Genomic DNA, 15,425 nt, shown 5'->3' with positions numbered 1-15,425 from the left:
GTGGTCGAGGGGCGCATGAGGGGCAACGCGGCGGATCGGGTGTGCGCGTCGTCGACTGCTCGTCATGCTTACGTCAAGTATCGGACGAGTCCGTTCGCGGACGATCGGCCCTTCCGTACCCGCTTCACCCCCACGGTTCCGCAAGGAGGCATTCCATGGCCGATGCATCCGCCCGTACCGCGGCACAGGGCTTCGCCGACGCGGCCGAGCAGCGCCGCGCCAACCGCGCCACGGTCGAGACGTATCTGGAGTACACCAAGGGCCGGAACCGGCTGCGCCGCCACGAACTTTTCGCCGAGGACGGCAGCGGGGGACTGTGGACCAACGACACCGGCGCCCCCATCGAGATCACGGGACGCGCCCGCCTGGCCGAGCACGCGGTCTGGTCGCTGAAGTGCTTCCCGGACTGGGAGTGGTACAACATCCAGGTCTTCGAGACGCAGGACCCGCGCTTCTTCTGGGTCGAGTGCGACGGGCACGGGAAGATCAACTTCCCGGGCTATCCGGAGGGGTACTACGAGAACCACTTCCTCCACTCGTTCCGCTTCGACGACCAGGGGAAGATCCTGCAGAACCGGGAGTTCATGAACCCGTTCGAGCAACTGCGCGCGCTCGGGATCCCGGTGCCGACGGTCCGGCGGGACGGCATCCCCACCTGACCGTCCCGCCCGCCCCGGAACCCGCGTGAACGCGCCGGGAGCCCCTTCGGCACTTGCGCCCATGCCGACTCATGCCGACCCGTGCCGACCCGTGCCGACCCGTGCCGACCCGTGCCGACGTGATCCCGCACGTCCACCCACCCCCCCAGGCCGCTTGAGCGCCACAGGTCCCGCGGTCGACGCCGCCCGGCGCCTCGGCCCGGCAGCCCCGGGGAGTTCCACCGCACGACAGAAAGGCACCACGCCCATGCCAGGCATCCCGCCGATCGCGTTCTACCCGCTTCCCTCCTCCCACGAGCTGCCGGCCAACACGGCCGACTGGAGCGTGGACCCGGACCGGGCAGTGCTGCTCGTCCACGACATGCAGCGGTACTTCCTGGCGCCGTTCCCCGGCGCCGTGCGTGCGGAACTCCTCGGCAGCGCCGCTCGCTTGCGCGCAGGCTGCGCCGCCCGCGGGGTGCCCGTGGCCTACTCCGTCCAGCCCGGCGGGATGAGCGCCCGGGACCGCGGCCTGCTGAGGGACTTCTGGGGCCCCGGGATGCCCGCCTCGGCCGGCGACCGCCAAGTGGCCGAGGAACTGGCCCCCGCCGAGGGCGACTGGCAGCTCACCAAATGGCGCTACAGCGCGTTCTTCCGCTCGCCCCTGCTGCGGCGGATGCGCGAGGCCGGGCGCGACCAGCTCATCCTGTGCGGCGTGTACGCGCACGTGGGTGTGCTGGCCACGGCGCTGGAGGCGTACGCGAACGACATCCGGACGTTCCTGGTCGGCGATGCCGTCGCCGACTTCTCGCAGGACCGGCACCGGATGGCCCTCACCTACGCGGCGGAGCGCTGCGCCATGGTCGTCTCCGCCGACCGGCTGCTCGCCGAGGTCGCGCCATGAGCGGCCGGTTGTACGAGCGGGTGCTCGGCGACCCGTCCGCGCCGTTCGCTCTCCTCCACCGGTCGCACCGGCCGCACGGTGTGCCCGGCACCGACGCCGACCGCCTGGAGATCCTCGTCGGGCCGGTCTCCACACCTTCGACGCTGGCGCGGATTCCGCTTCCGGAGCCCCCGGACCAAGAGCGCCCCGACAGCGCCGGGCGACCCGGCGACACCGCGGCCGCCACGGCACCCGGGAGCGGAGGAGACCGCCACGAGACGCTCGTACTCATCCCGTACCGCCAGCTCACCGAACGCGGCTACGCCTGCGTCGACGACGCCACTCCGCTCGTCGCGCTGACGGTCACCGGCCAGGAGTCGCTTCCCCTCGCCGAGGCGCTGCCCCGACTGCCGCGCACGGCGACCACACTGGCCAACCAGCGCTTCGTCCCCGGAGACGCCGAGTACGCGGACACCGTGCGCCGCGTCGTCACCGAGGTGATCGGGCGCGGAGCAGGGGCCAACTTCGTCATCAGGCGTGACTTCGTCGCCGACCTCACCGACTACTCCGGCGAGCTCGCCCTGGCTTTCTTCCGCCGGCTCCTGGAGAGCGAGTCGGGGGCCTACTGGACCTTCCTGGTGCACACCGGGGAGCGCACGCTGGTGGGGTCGAGTCCGGAGCGGCACATCAGCCTGTGCGACGGCACAGCGGTGATGAACCCGATCAGCGGCACCTACCGCTATCCGCCCGGCGGCCCGGAACTCACCGGAGTCCTGGACTTCCTCGCCGACCGCAAGGAGGCCGAGGAGCTGTACATGGTCGTCGACGAAGAGCTGAAGATGATGGCGCGGGTCTGCGAAGGGGGCGGTCGCCTTGCCGGGCCGTACCTGAAGGAGATGGCCCGGCTGGCCCACACCGAGTACTTCATCGAGGGGCACACAGCGCGGGGCGTGCGCGAGATCCTGCGCGAGACGCTGTTCGCGCCGACCGTCACCGGGAGTCCCCTGGAGAGCGCGGCCCGGGTCATCTCCCAGTACGAGCGGCAGGGCCGTGGCTACTACAGCGGCGTCGCGGCCCTGATCGGCCGGGACGCGCGCGGCGGCAGGACGCTGGACTCCGCGATCCTCATCCGGACCGCCGACATCGACGCCACCGGGGAGGTCCGCATCGGCGTCGGCGCCACGCTCGTCCGCCACTCGGATCCGGCGTCCGAGGCGGCCGAGACCCGTGCCAAGGCGGCGGGACTCATCGCGGCCCTGGAGCCGGGCTCCTCCCGCTCCTTCGCCGCCCATCCGAGCGTGCGCGGTGCGCTGGCCCGGCGCAACGAGCCGCTCGCGGACTTCTGGCTGGACGAGGCGGCAGCCGCCCCGACACCGGTGCCCGGGCCGCATCCGCCGGCACCGGGCCGCGACCCTCGCTCCGCGGGCGTCCCCGGATTCCCCGGGATCCCCGGCGCCGTCGGCCTCGCCGACGCCCACGGCTTCGACGGCGCTGCCGACCTGGCCGGCCGGAGCGTCCTGGTCGTCGACATGGAGGACACCTTCACGGCGATGATCGCCCTTCAGTTGCGCGCTCTCGGCCTGCGGGTGAGGGTGCGCCGCTACGACGAGGAGGTCGCGTTCGACGCCTGCGACCTGGTGGTGATGGGACCGGGCCCCGGCGACCCGCGGGATCTCGCGTGCCCCAGGATGGCCCGGCTGCATGCGGTGACCGACTTCCTGCTCGAGCGGCAGCGTCCGTTCGTCGCCGTCTGCCTCAGCCACCAGGCCCTCTGCCGCCGGCTCGGCTTCCCGCTCTTCCGCCGGGACGCTCCCGACCAGGGGGTGCAGCGGGAGATCGACCTGTTCGGGGTCCGCGAACGGGTCGGCTTCTACAACACGTTCGCCGCACACGCGCGGCACGACAAGACCGATGTCGACGGTGTGGGCGTGGTGGAGGCGGCGCGCGATCCCGGGACGCAGGAGATCCACGCGCTGCGCGGGCCGCGCTTCGCGTCGATGCAGTTCCACGCCGAGTCGGTGCTCACCCGGAACGGCCCGCGCATCGTGGGCCGCGCCCTGCAGGCCGCACTCGGGCGGTGATCCGGCACCACGGCGTCCGGCCGGGGCAGCGGCACCTCGGCCACCGGACCGGAGCCCTGGCGACGCGGCCCGCGTCACTCCTCTTCGCCCACCACTCGGAGGCCCCCGATGCACACGTACGTCGTCGTGGACGCGTTCGCCCGCCGGCCGCTGCTCGGCAACCCCGTGGCCGTGTTCTTCGGCAGCGACGATCTCTCCCCCCGCACGATGCAGCGCATCGCGCGGGAGATGAACCTGTCGGAGAGCACCTTCGTGCTCCGGCCCCGGCACGGCGGTGACGCGCGGATCCGGATCTTCACCCCGGTCAACGAGCTGCCATTCGCCGGGCACCCGCTGCTGGGCACGGCCATCGCCCTGGGTGCCCGTGGTCCGGGGGACCGGCTGCGGCTGGAGACGGCCATGGGGGTCGTCCCGTTCGACCTCACAAGGGAGCAGGGCAGGGTGGTCGCCGCCCGGATGCGGCAACCGGTCCCGACCTGGCGCCCCTTCGAGCGTGCCGGAGAGCTGCTGGCCGCACTCGGCGTGGAGAAGTCCACACTGCCCGTGGAGATCTACCACAACGGACCCCGGCACGTCTTCGTCGGTCTGGAGAGCGTCGCCGCGCTGTCCGCGCTCCGCCCGGACCACCGCGCCCTGGCCGGTTTCGAGGACCTGGCCGCCAACTGCTTCGCCCCCGCGCCGGACACGGAGCAGACGTGTCCGGCCCCGGACGAGGAGGGCGCGAGTTCCTGGCGCACCCGGATGTTCTCGCCCGCCTACGGTGTCACCGAGGACGCCGCCACCGGGTCCGCCGCCGGTCCGCTGGCCGTCCATCTGGCCCGGCACGGCACGGCCCCGTACGGCGGGCGGATCCGGATCACCCAGGGCGTCGAAATGGGCCGCCCCTCGCTGATGCTGGCCCGGGCCGAGGAGAAGGCGGAGTCCGCCGGCTCCCCCGAGTCGGTGGAAGTGGGCGGTGCCGGGGTGCTGGTGGCGGAGGGCAGCCTCCATGTCTGACCGCGGCGCGGAGGCAGCGCATGTCTGACCGCGGCGCGGAGGCAGCGCGCCCCGATGACATCCGCGCGACGACCGCGCGGCGGACACGGAGGAGGGACCGCATGGACACTGGCCGGTCGGAGACCCTGACCGCGGGAATCGACGTCACCTTTCCCGAGTACTTCTCGCCGCCCGCCGAACCGCTGGGACTCCTGCGCGGCTGGCTGGAGTCCGCGGAGGCGCGCGGCGTACGCGAACCGCGGGCCCTGGCGCTGGCCACCGCCGACGCCCGGGGCCGCTCCTCGCTGCGGACCGTCGTCCTGAACCGGGTGACCGCCACCGGTATCGTCGTCGCCACCCACGGCGGCAGCCGCAAGGGCCGCGAACTCCGGGCCAACCCCTGGGCCTCCGGGCTGCTGTACTGGCGCGAGACCGGACAGCAGATCAGCCTGGCGGGCCCCGTCCGCAGGCTCTCCGACCCCGAGTGCGACGCCCTGTGGGCCGCCCGCCCCGTGTTCACCCACGCCATGACCGTCTCCTCCCGGCAGAGCGAGCCGCTCGCTGATCCGGCGGACGTGGCGCGGCTGCGGGCCCGTGCCGAGACGGTCGGCAGCCAGGGCCCCCAACCGCGCCCCGCCGGCTACGTCGGCTACGAAATCGTCTGCGAGTCCGTCGAGTTCTGGGCCAACGGCACCCAGCGCCTGCACGAACGGCTGCGCTACGACCGCACTCCGGACGGCTGGAGCGCGGTCCGCCTACAGCCGTGACGGCGCGGAGCCGCGCCGGGGACGGTGCGTCGTCCCCGGCAGCGCCTCGCGGGGGCAGCCGGGGGTCGCGCGGCCCGGGGCGAGTCCGGAGGCGGACGCCGGCGGCCACGGCGGAGGCAGCGGACGCCAGCCGTGCGCGGTCAGCCGGGTACTGGGGCAGTCGCCGTCGAACAGCACGCGCGTGGCGGAGGTCACCCGCACCCCGGCCAGGTTCACGCCCCGGCCGCCGGATACCGCGGTGGTGGTGTAACGCCAGCGCAGCCGCAGGCCCGCGGGGTACGGACCGGGCGGCAGCCGGGCGTGCACCCGCTGCCAGCGGCGTCCGTGGTACCCGGACCGCGCCGTGCCCGCCACGGCTCGCCAGCCGCGGCCGCCGTCCGTGCTGTATTCCATGACGAACCGGTCGGTTTCGTCGAGGTCGACGAAGGCGTCGTACCGGACGCGCAGCGGACCCCGCCTGCCGTCCGGTCGGGCCGTGCCGTCCGGCGGCCGGGCGGCGTGCTCCGGGGGACGGAGCCGCAGCCGACCGGTCGTCAGGGTGCTGTCGGTCTCCGGGAAGCCGGTCCGGCCACCGGCTTCCCGACCGCCGTGCCGCAGACCGTCCGGCGGCCCGGCGAACCACGAGGGGCCGCCGCCCGGCGCCCGTACCGGAATCGACCGGGCCAGCGCCCGGGCGAGTGCGCGGCGCGCCGGGTTGATCGACGGGGTCTCGTCGCGCGGATGAACCCGGTTGGTGAGCAGAATCGCGAAGGAGCGCGACAGGGGGTCGATCACCAGCGACGTGCCGGTGAATCCGGTGTGCCCCAGCGTCCGCGGCGAGGACAGGGCGCCCATGTACCACGTCTGGTCGAGTTCGAAGCCCAGGCCATGGGCGTCCCCGGGGAAACGGCCCGTGTAGTTCCTGCCCAGCAGCGTGACGGCGGACGGGGCGAGGATCCGCCGCCCCCGGTACGTACCGCCGTTGAGCAGCGTCTGGGCGAGCACCGCCAGATCGTCGACGGTGGAGAAGATACCGGCGTGCCCGGCCACGCCCCCCATGGCCCACGCGTTGTCGTCGTGCACCGACCCGCGCAGCAGTCCCCGGGCCGGCCGGGTCTTGACCGAGGTGGCGGCGATCCGCGCCCGCCGGGCCGCGGGCGGGCGGTAGGCGGTGTCGTGCAGGCGCAGCGGCCCGGTGATGCCCCGCCGCACGAGAGCGTCCAGCGGCCGCCCGGTCACGCGTTCCAGCACCAGTTGCAGGCTGATCATGTTGATGTCGGAGTACCGGTAGGTGGTCCCGGGCCGGGCGAACGGCCGGGTCCGCAGGATCGAGTGCCGGCGCGCCCGCTGTCCGCCGCCGACCGTCCACAGCGGTGGCCGGGGCTCGGCCGGCAGACCGGAGGTGTGGGTGAGCAACTGCCGGAGGGTGATGCCGCCCTTCCCCCGGGCTGCGAACGCGGGAAGGTGGCGAGCGACGGGTGCGTCCAGCCGCAGGTGGCCGGCGTCGACCTGCTGCAGGGCGACGATCGAGGTGAACAGCTTGGTGAGGGACGCGACGTCGTAGACGGTGCCGGTGCGGGCCGGTACCCGCCGACGCGGCGGCAGCTCCCGCTGTCCGGTGTAGCGGACGGCATCGCCGCTCGCGCGCCGGGCGACAACCGCGCCGTCGTGCGCCAGCAGCGCGGTGGCCCCCGGGAACATGTAGTCCGCGCCACTCGCGGGGTCGGTCCAGTCCGGCAGCCGGCGCAGGAAGGCGTCGACGGATCCGGGATCGAGCCCCACCCGCGCTGGGGCCGCGCGCCGGAGCACGGTGCCGGCGGGCGCGAACCCGTGCGCGGGCCGGTCGAACCCCCTGCTGACACCCGGCCGGGGAGGCGGATCCGCCTCCCCGGCCTCACCCGCGGCCGAGGGCGGTACGGCCACGAGCAGTCCGGCCAGTACGACGAGCACACTCGCCGGAAGGACGGCGTAGGCAGCAGCCCGCATGCAGCACCCCTCGGCCTCGCAGCTTTCAGAGACGGCTCCGCGCCGACGAACTTACGCGCGTCCCGCTCCGGCGCCGGGCACCGGCGGACCCCCCGGGTGTGGCTGAATGCACTGACGGGAGGCCAGGTGCGGTGGCCCGGCGCGCTGTCGCGTGGCGGCGGGCCGGAGCCGGCTCCCCGGCTGTACACTCGCGCTCTCGCGAGCGGCCACGCTGGGTTGTACGGTCGCGCGGGCAGGTGCGCAGCGACTCCGGTGCCAGGGCTTCGGCGCCCGTGCTGATTGCCACAGCGCCCACTCTGCGTGGCGCGGATCCTGGAACGTCACCTCCAGCCGCTGTCGGCCGTCCGCTTCCGCGACGACCCGAGCGCGGAGTACTCACCTGACCGGCCGGACCACCCCTAGGACGGTGCGGAGCCCGGCGGTGCGGAGTCCGACTGCCCCGGCCCGGGAGGGGGGCCGCTCCGCTCTGTCGTGGACGGGGAGGGGGCCGGCCGGAGTGGGGTGCCCGCCAGCGGGCACTCGTACGGGCAGGGTTCCGCGGCAGGTGCGGGGTGCGGCTCCCCGGCGGCTGCCTCGGGCACCGGCGGGGGCGCCAGCACGTCGCTGCGGATCGTGAGGAAGGCCAGGAGTCCTCCGGCGGCGGCGAGCGCCGCGGTGATCAGCATGGCGGTGCGGAAGCCGTCCGCGAAGGCGCGCGGGTCCTGGAAGTCGCTGCCGCCGATACCGGCGACGACGGGAAGGGCGGCGACTGCCGTGAGCTGGGCGACCCGGGAGACGGCGTTGTTCACGCCCGAGGCCACCCCGGAGTGTTCGGAAGGGGCCGCGGCCAGGGCCGTCGCGGTCACCGGTGCGACCGTGGTGGCCAGCCCGAAGCCGAAGACGAGCACGGCCGGCAGCACGTAGGCCGCATAGCTGCCCACGCCGCCCTCGCCCACCGGGATGCGCAGCATCAGCAGCATTCCCGCGGCCAGCAGCAGCGGGCCCACGGTCAGCGGCAGCCGCGGGCCGATGCGCTGGGCCAGCGCTCCGGCCCGCGAGGAGAGGGCCAGCATCAGCAGCGTCACCGGGAGGGAGGCCGCTCCGGCGTACAGCGGGGTGTAGCCCAGCGAGGTCTGCAGGAACACGACGAGGAGGAAGAAGACCCCGCCCAGCGCCGCGTACACCACGAACGTCACGGCGTTCGCGCTGAGGAACTGGCGTGCGGTGAAGACCCCCGGAGGGAGCATCGGGCTCGGCGCACGGCGTTCGGTCCGGGCGAAGCCGCCGAGCGCGGCGACGCCGAGGACGAGGGCGGTCGCCGTCAGCCAGCCGGCCGCCTGGCCGCGCGGTCCCTCGATCAGCGCGTAGGTGACCCCGGCCAGCCCGGCCGTGGCCAGCGCGGCGCCGCGCAGGTCCAGCCGTCCGGTCGCGCCGGGGTCGCGGCTCTCGGGGACCCGGTGGACGGTGGCCGCCAGGACGAACAGCCCGATCGGCACGTTGATCAGGAAGATCCACCGCCAGGAGAAGGCGTCGATCAGATAGCCTCCGACGATCGGCCCGAGCGCCGAGGCCACCCCGGTGAGCGCGGACCAGGCGCCGATGGCCACGGGGCGGTCGGCGGAGCGGTAGGTCGACTGGATGATGGCCAGGCTGCCGGGCGTGAGCAGCGCCGCGCCGACGCCCTGCAGCGCCCTGGCGACGATGAGGACCCCGGCGGTCGGCGCCACCGCGCACAGCACGGAGGGGACGACGAAGCAGACCACGCCCAGGGTGAAGACGCGCCTGCGCCCGTAGCGGTCCGCGAGGGACCCGCCGAGCAGGATGAGCGCGGCGAGCGTGAGCAGATAACTGTCGAGTACCCACTGGAGATCCGACACACCGGCACCGAGTTCCCGCCCGATCACGGGCAGCGCCACGTTGACGACGGTGGCGTCGAGGAAGCCCATGGCCGAGCCCAGGACGGTCGCCACGAGCACCCACCTGCCGGTCGCCGACCGGAAGGGGACGGTGCCGGGTGCGGTCTCCTGGTGCGCCTCCATGGTCCCTCTCCCGACTCCCTGTCCCCGCCTGCCGTCCCGGTGATCGTACGGCGGGTGGCGGCGGTTCCCGGTCAGGCGCCCCGGCGCTGGCCGACCGCGCACGGTGCGTCCGGCCGGCCGGTGGCCGCGGACACTCCGACGCCATGTCGTGATGTCGTGGACCCGTCACAGAGGTGCCGGTGAACGGTCACCACTCCCGGGACGCCCTTCCGCCGCCCCGCCCGCTCGACCATGATGTGCGCGGACATCGACGCGGACCGACGGGGGAGTTCGGACATGGACAGGCGGGGATTTCTCAGGAGCGCGGCCGTACTCCCGGCGGCCGGGGTGCTGGCCTCCGGGGCCGGCGGCGTCGCGGTGGCGCAGAGCGGGGCGCGGGCGCGCTCCCGGCGGCGGCCCGCCCCGCAGGACTGGATGGCGCCACTGCCGGCCGCCACCCCGCTGCGCTCGCTGACCATCCCCGGCAGCCACGATTCCGGGGCGCGGCACGGCGGCGCCTGGGTGGAGTGCCAGGACACGCCCATCGGCGAGCAGTTGGATGCCGGCGTCCGGTTCCTGGACGTGCGCTGCCGGGCCGTCGACGGGGTGTTCGCCATCCACCACGGGGCGTTCTACCAGCATCTGATGTTCGGTGACGTGCTCATCGCCTGCCGGGACTTCCTCGCCGAGCATCCCGGTGAGACGGTTCTGATGCGGGTGAAGCAGGAGTACTCGTCGGTCGACGACGCGGAGTTCCGCCGGATCTTCGACGTGTACCTGGACGAGAAGGGATGGCGCTCCCTCCTGCGGCTCGACAGCACGCCGCCCACCCTGGGCGAGGCGCGCGGCAAGGTCGTGGTCCTCGCCGACAACGGCGGTCTGCCCGGCGTCCGCTGGGCCGACCCGGAGCTCTTCGACGTCCAGGACGACTACCAGGCCGAGCCGTTCGCCAAGTGGGACAGGATCACCGAGCAGTTCCGCCAGGCGGCTGACGAACCCGGCCCCTGGTACGTCAACTTCACGAGTACGGCCGCCGGGCTGCCGCCCGCCTGGAACGCGGACCGGCTCAACCCGCAGGTGCGGAAGTTCCTCGACGGCTCCGGAATGGCCGGGCGGACCGGCCTCGGCATCATTCCGATGGATTTTCCGCAGTCCGAGCCGGGGCTCCTCGACGCCGTCCTCGCGCACAACCCGACGAGCTGATCCCCGTCCCGCGGAGAGCGGCGGCCTGCCTCCGGCGCTCCCCGCGGGTGCGGCCGCCACGCGGTGCGGTTCACTCCCGCGGCAGCTCCCCCGAGCGGGCCACCCGCGCGTACCAGGCGGCGCTGGACCTGGGAGTGCGGCGCTGCGTCGGGTAGTCGACGTGCACCAGTCCGAACCGCTTGTCGTAGCCCCAGGCCCACTCGAAGTTGTCCAGCAGCGACCAGGCGAAGTAGCCCCGTACATCGGCGCCCTCCGCGACGGCCCGGTGCACGGCCCGCAGATGGCGCTGCAGGTAGTCCAGCCGCTCCGGGTCGTGGAACCGGCGGCCCTCGGCGTCCGGCGCGTCGGGGTAGCAGGCCCCGTTCTCGGTCACGTACAGCGGCGTCCCGGGTGACTCCCGGTGGAAGCGGAGCAGCAGCTCGGTCAGACCGCCGGGGTCGATGCTCCAGCCCATCGCCGTCCGGCTGCCCGGCGGCTGGTGGAAGGCGACCCGGTCGGCGCCCGGCCAGGGGGAGTGCGCGCTGCCGCCGTGCCCGTCGTTGCGCTCGGGTTCGGTGCCGGCCGGGGCGGCGGAGACGACGGTCGGCGTGTAGTAGTTCACGCAGATCCCGTCGAGCGGCTGGCGGGCGAGGGCCGGGTCGCCGTCCTGGACGAAGGCCCAGTCGGTGAGCTGCGCCGTGTCCTCCAGCAGGTCCGCGTCGTACCTGCCGTGCAGCATCGGTCCGGTGAAGACCCGGGTGGCCAGCGCGTCGATGCGGCGGGCCGCGTCGCGGTCGGCCGGGGTGCCGGTACGCGGGCGCACGGCCGCCGGGTTCAGGCTCACACTGACCTGCGCGGAGTCGGGGAGGGCCGCGCGCAGCGCCTGGACGGCCAGCCCGTGCCCGAGGTTGAGGTGGTGCGCCGCCCGCAGCGCGTCGACCGGGTCGGTGCGGCCGGGCGCATGCACCCCGGACCCGTAGCCGAGGAACGCGCTGCACCACGGCTCGTTGAGCGTGGTCCACATCTCCACCCGGTCGCCGAGCGCCTCGGCGACCAGGCCGGCGTACTCCGCGAAGCGGTGGGCGGTCTCCCGGGCCGGCCAGCCGCCCTCGTCCTCCACCTCCTGCGGCAGGTCCCAGTGGTAGAGGGTGAGCAGTGGGGTGATGCCCGCGCCGAGGAGCTCGTCGGCCAGGGCCCGGTAGAAGTCGAGCCCGCGCTGCGCCGCGGGGCCGCGCCCGGTGGGCTGGACCCGCGGCCAGGAGACGGAGAACCGGTAGGCGCCCAGGCCCAGTTCGCTCATCAGCGCCACGTCCTCCCGGTAGCGGTGGTAGTGGTCGCAGGCCACGTCCCCGGTGTCGCCGCCGGCCACCCGGCCGGGGGTGTGGGAGTAGGTGTCCCAGATGGACGGGGTCCGTCCGCCCTCCCGTACGGCGCCTTCGATCTGGTACGCGGAGGTGGCGGCGCCCCACAGGAAGCCGCTCGGGAAGCGGAGCGGGGCTGTGGTGTCCGTCGCCGGACCGGCCTGTACGGATGTCATGGGTGCGCTCCCGGGGTTGCGGGCACGGCTGTGCCCTGACTCGTGGTGCTGCGGGATGGTGCGGGATGGTGCGGGGTGGTGCGGGGTGGTGGAGCCGTGCGGGAGGCCGCCCCACACGGCCTCCCGCACGCCTCCGGTCCGTGCGGCCGGGTCCCACGGCCCGTCGCGCACGGTCTCGGGTCAGCCTTTGACGGCTCCCTGCATGACGCCGCCGACGATCTGCTTGCCGAACACGGTGAAGGCGAGCAGCAGCGGCAGGGTCCCCAGCAGGGCGCCGGCCATGATGACCGACTCGTCGGGGATGTATCCGCGCCCCAGGCCGGTCAGGGCGACCTGCACGGTGGGGTTGTCCTGGGTCAGCGCGATGATCGGCCAGAAGAACTCGTTCCAGGCCAGCACGAAGGTCAGCATCCCCAGTACGGCCATCGCGGGCCGGGCCACGGGGAAGACCACGTGCCAGACGACGCGCAGGCTGTGCGCACCGTCCACGCGCGCGGCCTCGATCAGCTCCGTCGGCAGCGCGTGGACCAGGTACTGGCGCATGAAGAAGACGCCGAAGGCGTTGACCATCATCGGCAGGATCACCGCCTGGAGCTGGTTGGTCCACTCCAGTTCGGCGATCGCCATGAACAGCGGCACCACGCTGAGTTGCGGCGGCACCATCATCGTGCCGATCACCGTCATCAGCAGCGCGTTCTTCGCGCGGAAGCGGAGCTTGGCGAAGGCGTAGCCGGCCAGGGTGGCGAACACGACCGTGCTCAGGGCGATGCTGCCGGCCACGAAGGTGGTGTTCAGCAGCGCCTTGCCCATGTTCGCGTCCTGCCACGCCGTGGCCATGTTGCTGAACAGGTTGCCGCCGAACCAGAACGGCGGCGGCGTCTCGGCCAGCCGCTGGTTGTTGCGGGAGGCGGCGATCGCCGTCCAGATCAGCGGGAAGAGCGAACCGGCGGTGAAGAGCAGCAGGATGCCGTAGGTCAGCCGTCCCGCGTGCAGGTGCCGTCCGGCACTGCCTGCCCTGCGGGGGGCCGCCCCGGTGCCCGCTCCGCGGGCGCGGCGCCGGGCCGTCGTCGGCAGCATGTCCATCCCTTCACTTGCCGGTGCTGTTGAGGCGTCGCGCGATCAGCCAGTTGACCAGGCCGATCACGACGAGGAGCAGGAACATCGTCCAGGCGATGGCGGAGGCCCGGCCGAGCTGGAAGTCGAACCAGCCCTGCTCGTAGAGGTAGAGCCCCAGCGTCTGGTACTGGTGCGAACCGCCGCCGGTCTGCGAGCCGCCGAACAGCAGCGGTTCCCCGAACAGCTGGGTGGCGCCGATGGTGGAGACGACGACCGTGAACAGGATCGTCGGTCGCAGGGCGGGGATCGTGACGTGCAGGAACTGCTGCCGGCGGTTGGCCCCGTCCAGCGCCGCGGACTCGTAGAGGTCGTCCGGGACGGCCTGCATGGCGGCCAGGTAGATCAGCGCGTTGTAGCCCGTCCACCGCCACACGACGATGGAGGAGACGGCCAGTTGGGAGGTCCAGGTGCCGTTCTCCCAGTCGATGTGCTCGATGCCGAGCAGTCCGAGACCCCAGTTGATCATCCCGTAGTCGCGGCCGAAGAGCATCGTGAACACCAGCGTCGCGGCGGCCACCGAGGTGGCGTAGGGCGTGAGCATCGCGACGCGGAAGAAGGTGGACCCGCGCAGCCGGTAGTGGAGCAGGTGGGCCAGCCCCAGGGCCATCAGGAGCTGCGGCACGGTGGACAGGACGCCGATGGTCAGGGTGTTGCGCAGCGCGTTCCAGAAGAAGTCGTCCTCCAGCAGCCTGGAGAAGTTGTGCAGCCCGACCCACTCCATCCGGGTCGGGTCGTGCAGCGAGACCTTGTGCAGCGAGGCCCAGCCCGTGTACAGCAGCGGGAAGAGGCCGAACGCCGCGAAGAACACGAAGAACGGCGCGACGAACGCGTAGGGGCTGAACCGGGCGTCCCACCGGTGGCGCCGCCGGCCGCGGCGCTCCGGGGAGCGCTCGCGGCCGCCGTCCGCCGGGACGGGGCACCCGGCCTCCCGCACGCGGGGGAGCGGCTCAGTCCTCGACGACGTCATCGATCTTCTTCACCGCGGCGTCCCAGCCCTCCCGGGGCTTCCTGCCCTGCTGCTCCACCTGGAGGATGCCGATGTCGGAGATCGTCGTCTTGATCACCTGGTCCTTCGGCCCGAGCGGAGTGGTGGGGATGCCCTCGGCGGCCTCGGAGAAGATGCTCCCGATGGGCGCGTCGTCGAAGTACGGGTGCTTCGCGGCCTTGACCTCGGGCAATGCGTAGGCCGCCGGCGAGCTGGGGAAGCTGGCCTGCTTCTCGAACAGCTTGGCCTGCTGCTCGGGTGCGGTCAGCCACGTGGCCAGCTCGACGGCCTCCTCGCGGTGCTTGCCGCCCTTGGGGACGGTCAGGAACGAGCCGCCCCAGTTCGCGGGCCTGGGCGCCGCGGCCACGTCCCACTTGCCCGCGCCCTTGTCCCCGGCCTTCTCCTTGATGTAGCCGAGCATCCAGGGCGGGCAGACCACACTGGCGAAGTCCCCGTTGGCGTAGCCCTGGTCCCACTCCTTGTCGAACTGCTTGAGCTTGCCGGTCATGTCGCCCTCGATCGCGCGCATGGCCAGGTCCCAGGACTCCCGGACGCCCTCGCTCTTCTTGTAGACCAGCTTGCCGTCGGCGCTGTAGTACTTGACCGGATAGCTGGAGACCGCGCCGTTGTAGAGGCCGGCGGCGCCGTCCATGAAGGCGGTGCCCTCCGGCGCGGACTTCATGTACCGCTCACCGGCGTCGACATACTTCGACCAGTCGCCCTGCCACAGCTCGCCGACCTTCTCGCGGTCGGTGGGCAGTCCGGCCTTGGCGAACAGGTCCTTGCGGTAGCAGACGCCCATCGGGCCGATGTCCGTGCCCAGGCCCACGACCTGGCCGCTGTCGGCCTTGGCCTGGTTCCACTTCCAGTCGAGCCAGTCGGACTTGCGCACCCCCTCGGCCTTCGCCATGTCGACGAGTTTGTCCGCGTGCAGTCCGGCGACCTCGTTGATGTTGTCGACCTCGACGGCCTGGATGTCGCTCAGTCCGCTGTTGGCCGACAGGTGGTTGAGCAGGGCCGGGTAGTAGTCCTCGTTCCGCTCGGTGGAGTTCTCCTTGATCCGGATGTCCGGGTGGAGCTTCTCGTACGCGTCGTAGAGGCCGGCCTGCTTGTAGCCGAAGACCCCGAACACCCCGACCGAGAGGGTGGTCCTGCCGTCCCCGCCGCCGGAGCCGCCGCTGTCCTGGGCGCACCCGGTCAGCGCGCCCGCCCCCAGTACGGCCGCCAGGCCGCAGGCGAGGGGCCCGCTGCGCAGCGGTCGCCCCGTGGTTCTCTTCCTGGTCGTACGCATGGCTGTGC

12 protein-coding genes and 1 pseudogene are annotated in these 15,425 nt (G+C 73.1%); 6 read left to right on the top strand and 7 right to left on the bottom strand.

Annotated features, from left to right (window positions below):
• Positions 1-155 precede the first annotated feature (155 nt).
• The 5 genes from BMX65_RS08770 to phzG all read left to right on the top strand — a co-directional run bounded on the left by BMX65_RS08770 (position 156) and on the right by phzG (position 5,344).
• The gene (locus tag BMX65_RS08770; RefSeq protein WP_074999592.1) at positions 156-659 is read left to right on the top strand and encodes a PhzA/PhzB family protein; all 504 of its coding nucleotides are present in this window, start codon (positions 156-158) and stop codon (positions 657-659) included.
• 247 nt (positions 660-906) lie between these two features.
• Complete coding sequence (locus BMX65_RS08765) at positions 907-1,542, top strand: isochorismatase family protein (RefSeq protein ID WP_074999591.1); 636 nt, start codon at positions 907-909, stop codon at positions 1,540-1,542.
• Entirely contained in the window at positions 1,539-3,602 is a 2,064-nt protein-coding gene (locus BMX65_RS08760) for an anthranilate synthase family protein (RefSeq protein ID WP_074999590.1), read from the top strand. Before BMX65_RS08765 ends, BMX65_RS08760 begins: the two co-directional genes overlap by 4 nt.
• A gap of 108 nt (positions 3,603-3,710) precedes the next feature.
• Entirely contained in the window at positions 3,711-4,598 is an 888-nt protein-coding gene (locus tag BMX65_RS08755; RefSeq protein ID WP_074999589.1) for a PhzF family phenazine biosynthesis protein, read from the top strand.
• 101 nt (positions 4,599-4,699) lie between these two features.
• Positions 4,700-5,344: a phenazine biosynthesis FMN-dependent oxidase PhzG gene (phzG, locus tag BMX65_RS08750; RefSeq protein WP_074999588.1), complete on the top strand. Its 645-nt coding sequence runs from the start codon at positions 4,700-4,702 to the stop codon at positions 5,342-5,344.
• Here phzG and BMX65_RS08745 read toward each other — a convergent pair.
• From BMX65_RS08745 to BMX65_RS08740, 3 genes and pseudogenes are all read right to left on the bottom strand, one after another.
• Positions 5,333-7,309, bottom strand: a complete 1,977-nt coding sequence (locus BMX65_RS08745) for a serine hydrolase domain-containing protein (protein WP_074999587.1) — start codon at positions 7,307-7,309, stop codon at positions 5,333-5,335. The two genes, phzG and BMX65_RS08745, sit on opposite strands and share 12 nt — an antisense overlap.
• A 220-nt stretch (positions 7,310-7,529) precedes the next feature.
• A pseudogene (locus tag BMX65_RS33415) lies at positions 7,530-7,660 on the bottom strand (WCX domain-containing protein); the annotation flags it as partial.
• Positions 7,661-7,707: 47 nt separating this feature from the next.
• Positions 7,708-9,327 (bottom strand): MFS transporter, encoded by a 1,620-nt coding sequence (locus tag BMX65_RS08740; protein ID WP_074999586.1) that lies wholly within the window; start codon positions 9,325-9,327, stop codon positions 7,708-7,710.
• Between the two features lie 276 nt (positions 9,328-9,603).
• On the opposite strand from BMX65_RS08740, the gene BMX65_RS08735 reads away from it, so the two are divergent.
• Positions 9,604-10,509 (top strand): phosphatidylinositol-specific phospholipase C, encoded by a 906-nt coding sequence (locus tag BMX65_RS08735; protein ID WP_074999585.1) that lies wholly within the window; start codon positions 9,604-9,606, stop codon positions 10,507-10,509.
• A 70-nt stretch (positions 10,510-10,579) separates the two neighbouring features.
• On the opposite strand, the gene BMX65_RS08730 is transcribed toward BMX65_RS08735, so the two are convergent.
• From BMX65_RS08730 to BMX65_RS08715, 4 genes are all read right to left on the bottom strand, one after another.
• The gene (locus tag BMX65_RS08730) at positions 10,580-12,025 is read right to left on the bottom strand and encodes a GH1 family beta-glucosidase (protein WP_074999584.1); all 1,446 of its coding nucleotides are present in this window, start codon (positions 12,023-12,025) and stop codon (positions 10,580-10,582) included.
• Positions 12,026-12,205: 180 nt separating this feature from the next.
• On the bottom strand, positions 12,206-13,102 hold the full coding sequence (locus tag BMX65_RS08725) for a carbohydrate ABC transporter permease (RefSeq protein WP_074999813.1): 897 nt from the start codon (positions 13,100-13,102) through the stop codon (positions 12,206-12,208).
• Positions 13,103-13,112: 10 nt separating this feature from the next.
• Positions 13,113-14,108 carry a carbohydrate ABC transporter permease gene (locus BMX65_RS08720; protein WP_177214219.1) on the bottom strand — a complete coding sequence of 332 codons (996 nt, stop codon included), beginning with the start codon at positions 14,106-14,108 and terminating at the stop codon, positions 13,113-13,115.
• Entirely contained in the window at positions 14,089-15,417 is a 1,329-nt protein-coding gene (locus BMX65_RS08715; RefSeq protein ID WP_074999582.1) for an ABC transporter substrate-binding protein, read from the bottom strand. The genes BMX65_RS08720 and BMX65_RS08715 overlap by 20 nt, the downstream gene beginning before the upstream one ends.
• Positions 15,418-15,425: the final 8 nt, after the last annotated feature.

This window comes from Streptomyces qinglanensis (assembly GCF_900111245.1).
GTDB lineage: Bacteria > Actinomycetota > Actinomycetes > Streptomycetales > Streptomycetaceae > Streptomyces > Streptomyces qinglanensis.
This window is presented reverse-complemented; position numbering and strand designations above follow the sequence as displayed.

Bases quoted from the DNA above. Each gene is read 5' to 3' on its own strand.
- BMX65_RS08770 (WP_074999592.1), top strand. From the start codon at position 156: ATGGCCGATGCATCCGCCCGTACCGCGGCACAGGGCTTCGCCGACGCG.
- BMX65_RS08765 (WP_074999591.1), top strand. From the start codon at position 907: ATGCCAGGCATCCCGCCGATCGCGTTCTACCCGCTTCCCTCCTCCCAC.
- BMX65_RS08760 (WP_074999590.1), top strand. From the start codon at position 1,539: ATGAGCGGCCGGTTGTACGAGCGGGTGCTCGGCGACCCGTCCGCGCCG.
- BMX65_RS08755 (WP_074999589.1), top strand. From the start codon at position 3,711: ATGCACACGTACGTCGTCGTGGACGCGTTCGCCCGCCGGCCGCTGCTC.
- phzG (WP_074999588.1), top strand. From the start codon at position 4,700: ATGGACACTGGCCGGTCGGAGACCCTGACCGCGGGAATCGACGTCACC.
- BMX65_RS08745 (WP_074999587.1), bottom strand. From the start codon at position 7,309: ATGCGGGCTGCTGCCTACGCCGTCCTTCCGGCGAGTGTGCTCGTCGTA.
- BMX65_RS08740 (WP_074999586.1), bottom strand. From the start codon at position 9,327: ATGGAGGCGCACCAGGAGACCGCACCCGGCACCGTCCCCTTCCGGTCG.
- BMX65_RS08735 (WP_074999585.1), top strand. From the start codon at position 9,604: ATGGACAGGCGGGGATTTCTCAGGAGCGCGGCCGTACTCCCGGCGGCC.
- BMX65_RS08730 (WP_074999584.1), bottom strand. From the start codon at position 12,025: ATGACATCCGTACAGGCCGGTCCGGCGACGGACACCACAGCCCCGCTC.
- BMX65_RS08725 (WP_074999813.1), bottom strand. From the start codon at position 13,102: ATGCTGCCGACGACGGCCCGGCGCCGCGCCCGCGGAGCGGGCACCGGG.
- BMX65_RS08720 (WP_177214219.1), bottom strand. From the start codon at position 14,108: ATGACGTCGTCGAGGACTGAGCCGCTCCCCCGCGTGCGGGAGGCCGGG.
- BMX65_RS08715 (WP_074999582.1), bottom strand. From the start codon at position 15,417: ATGCGTACGACCAGGAAGAGAACCACGGGGCGACCGCTGCGCAGCGGG.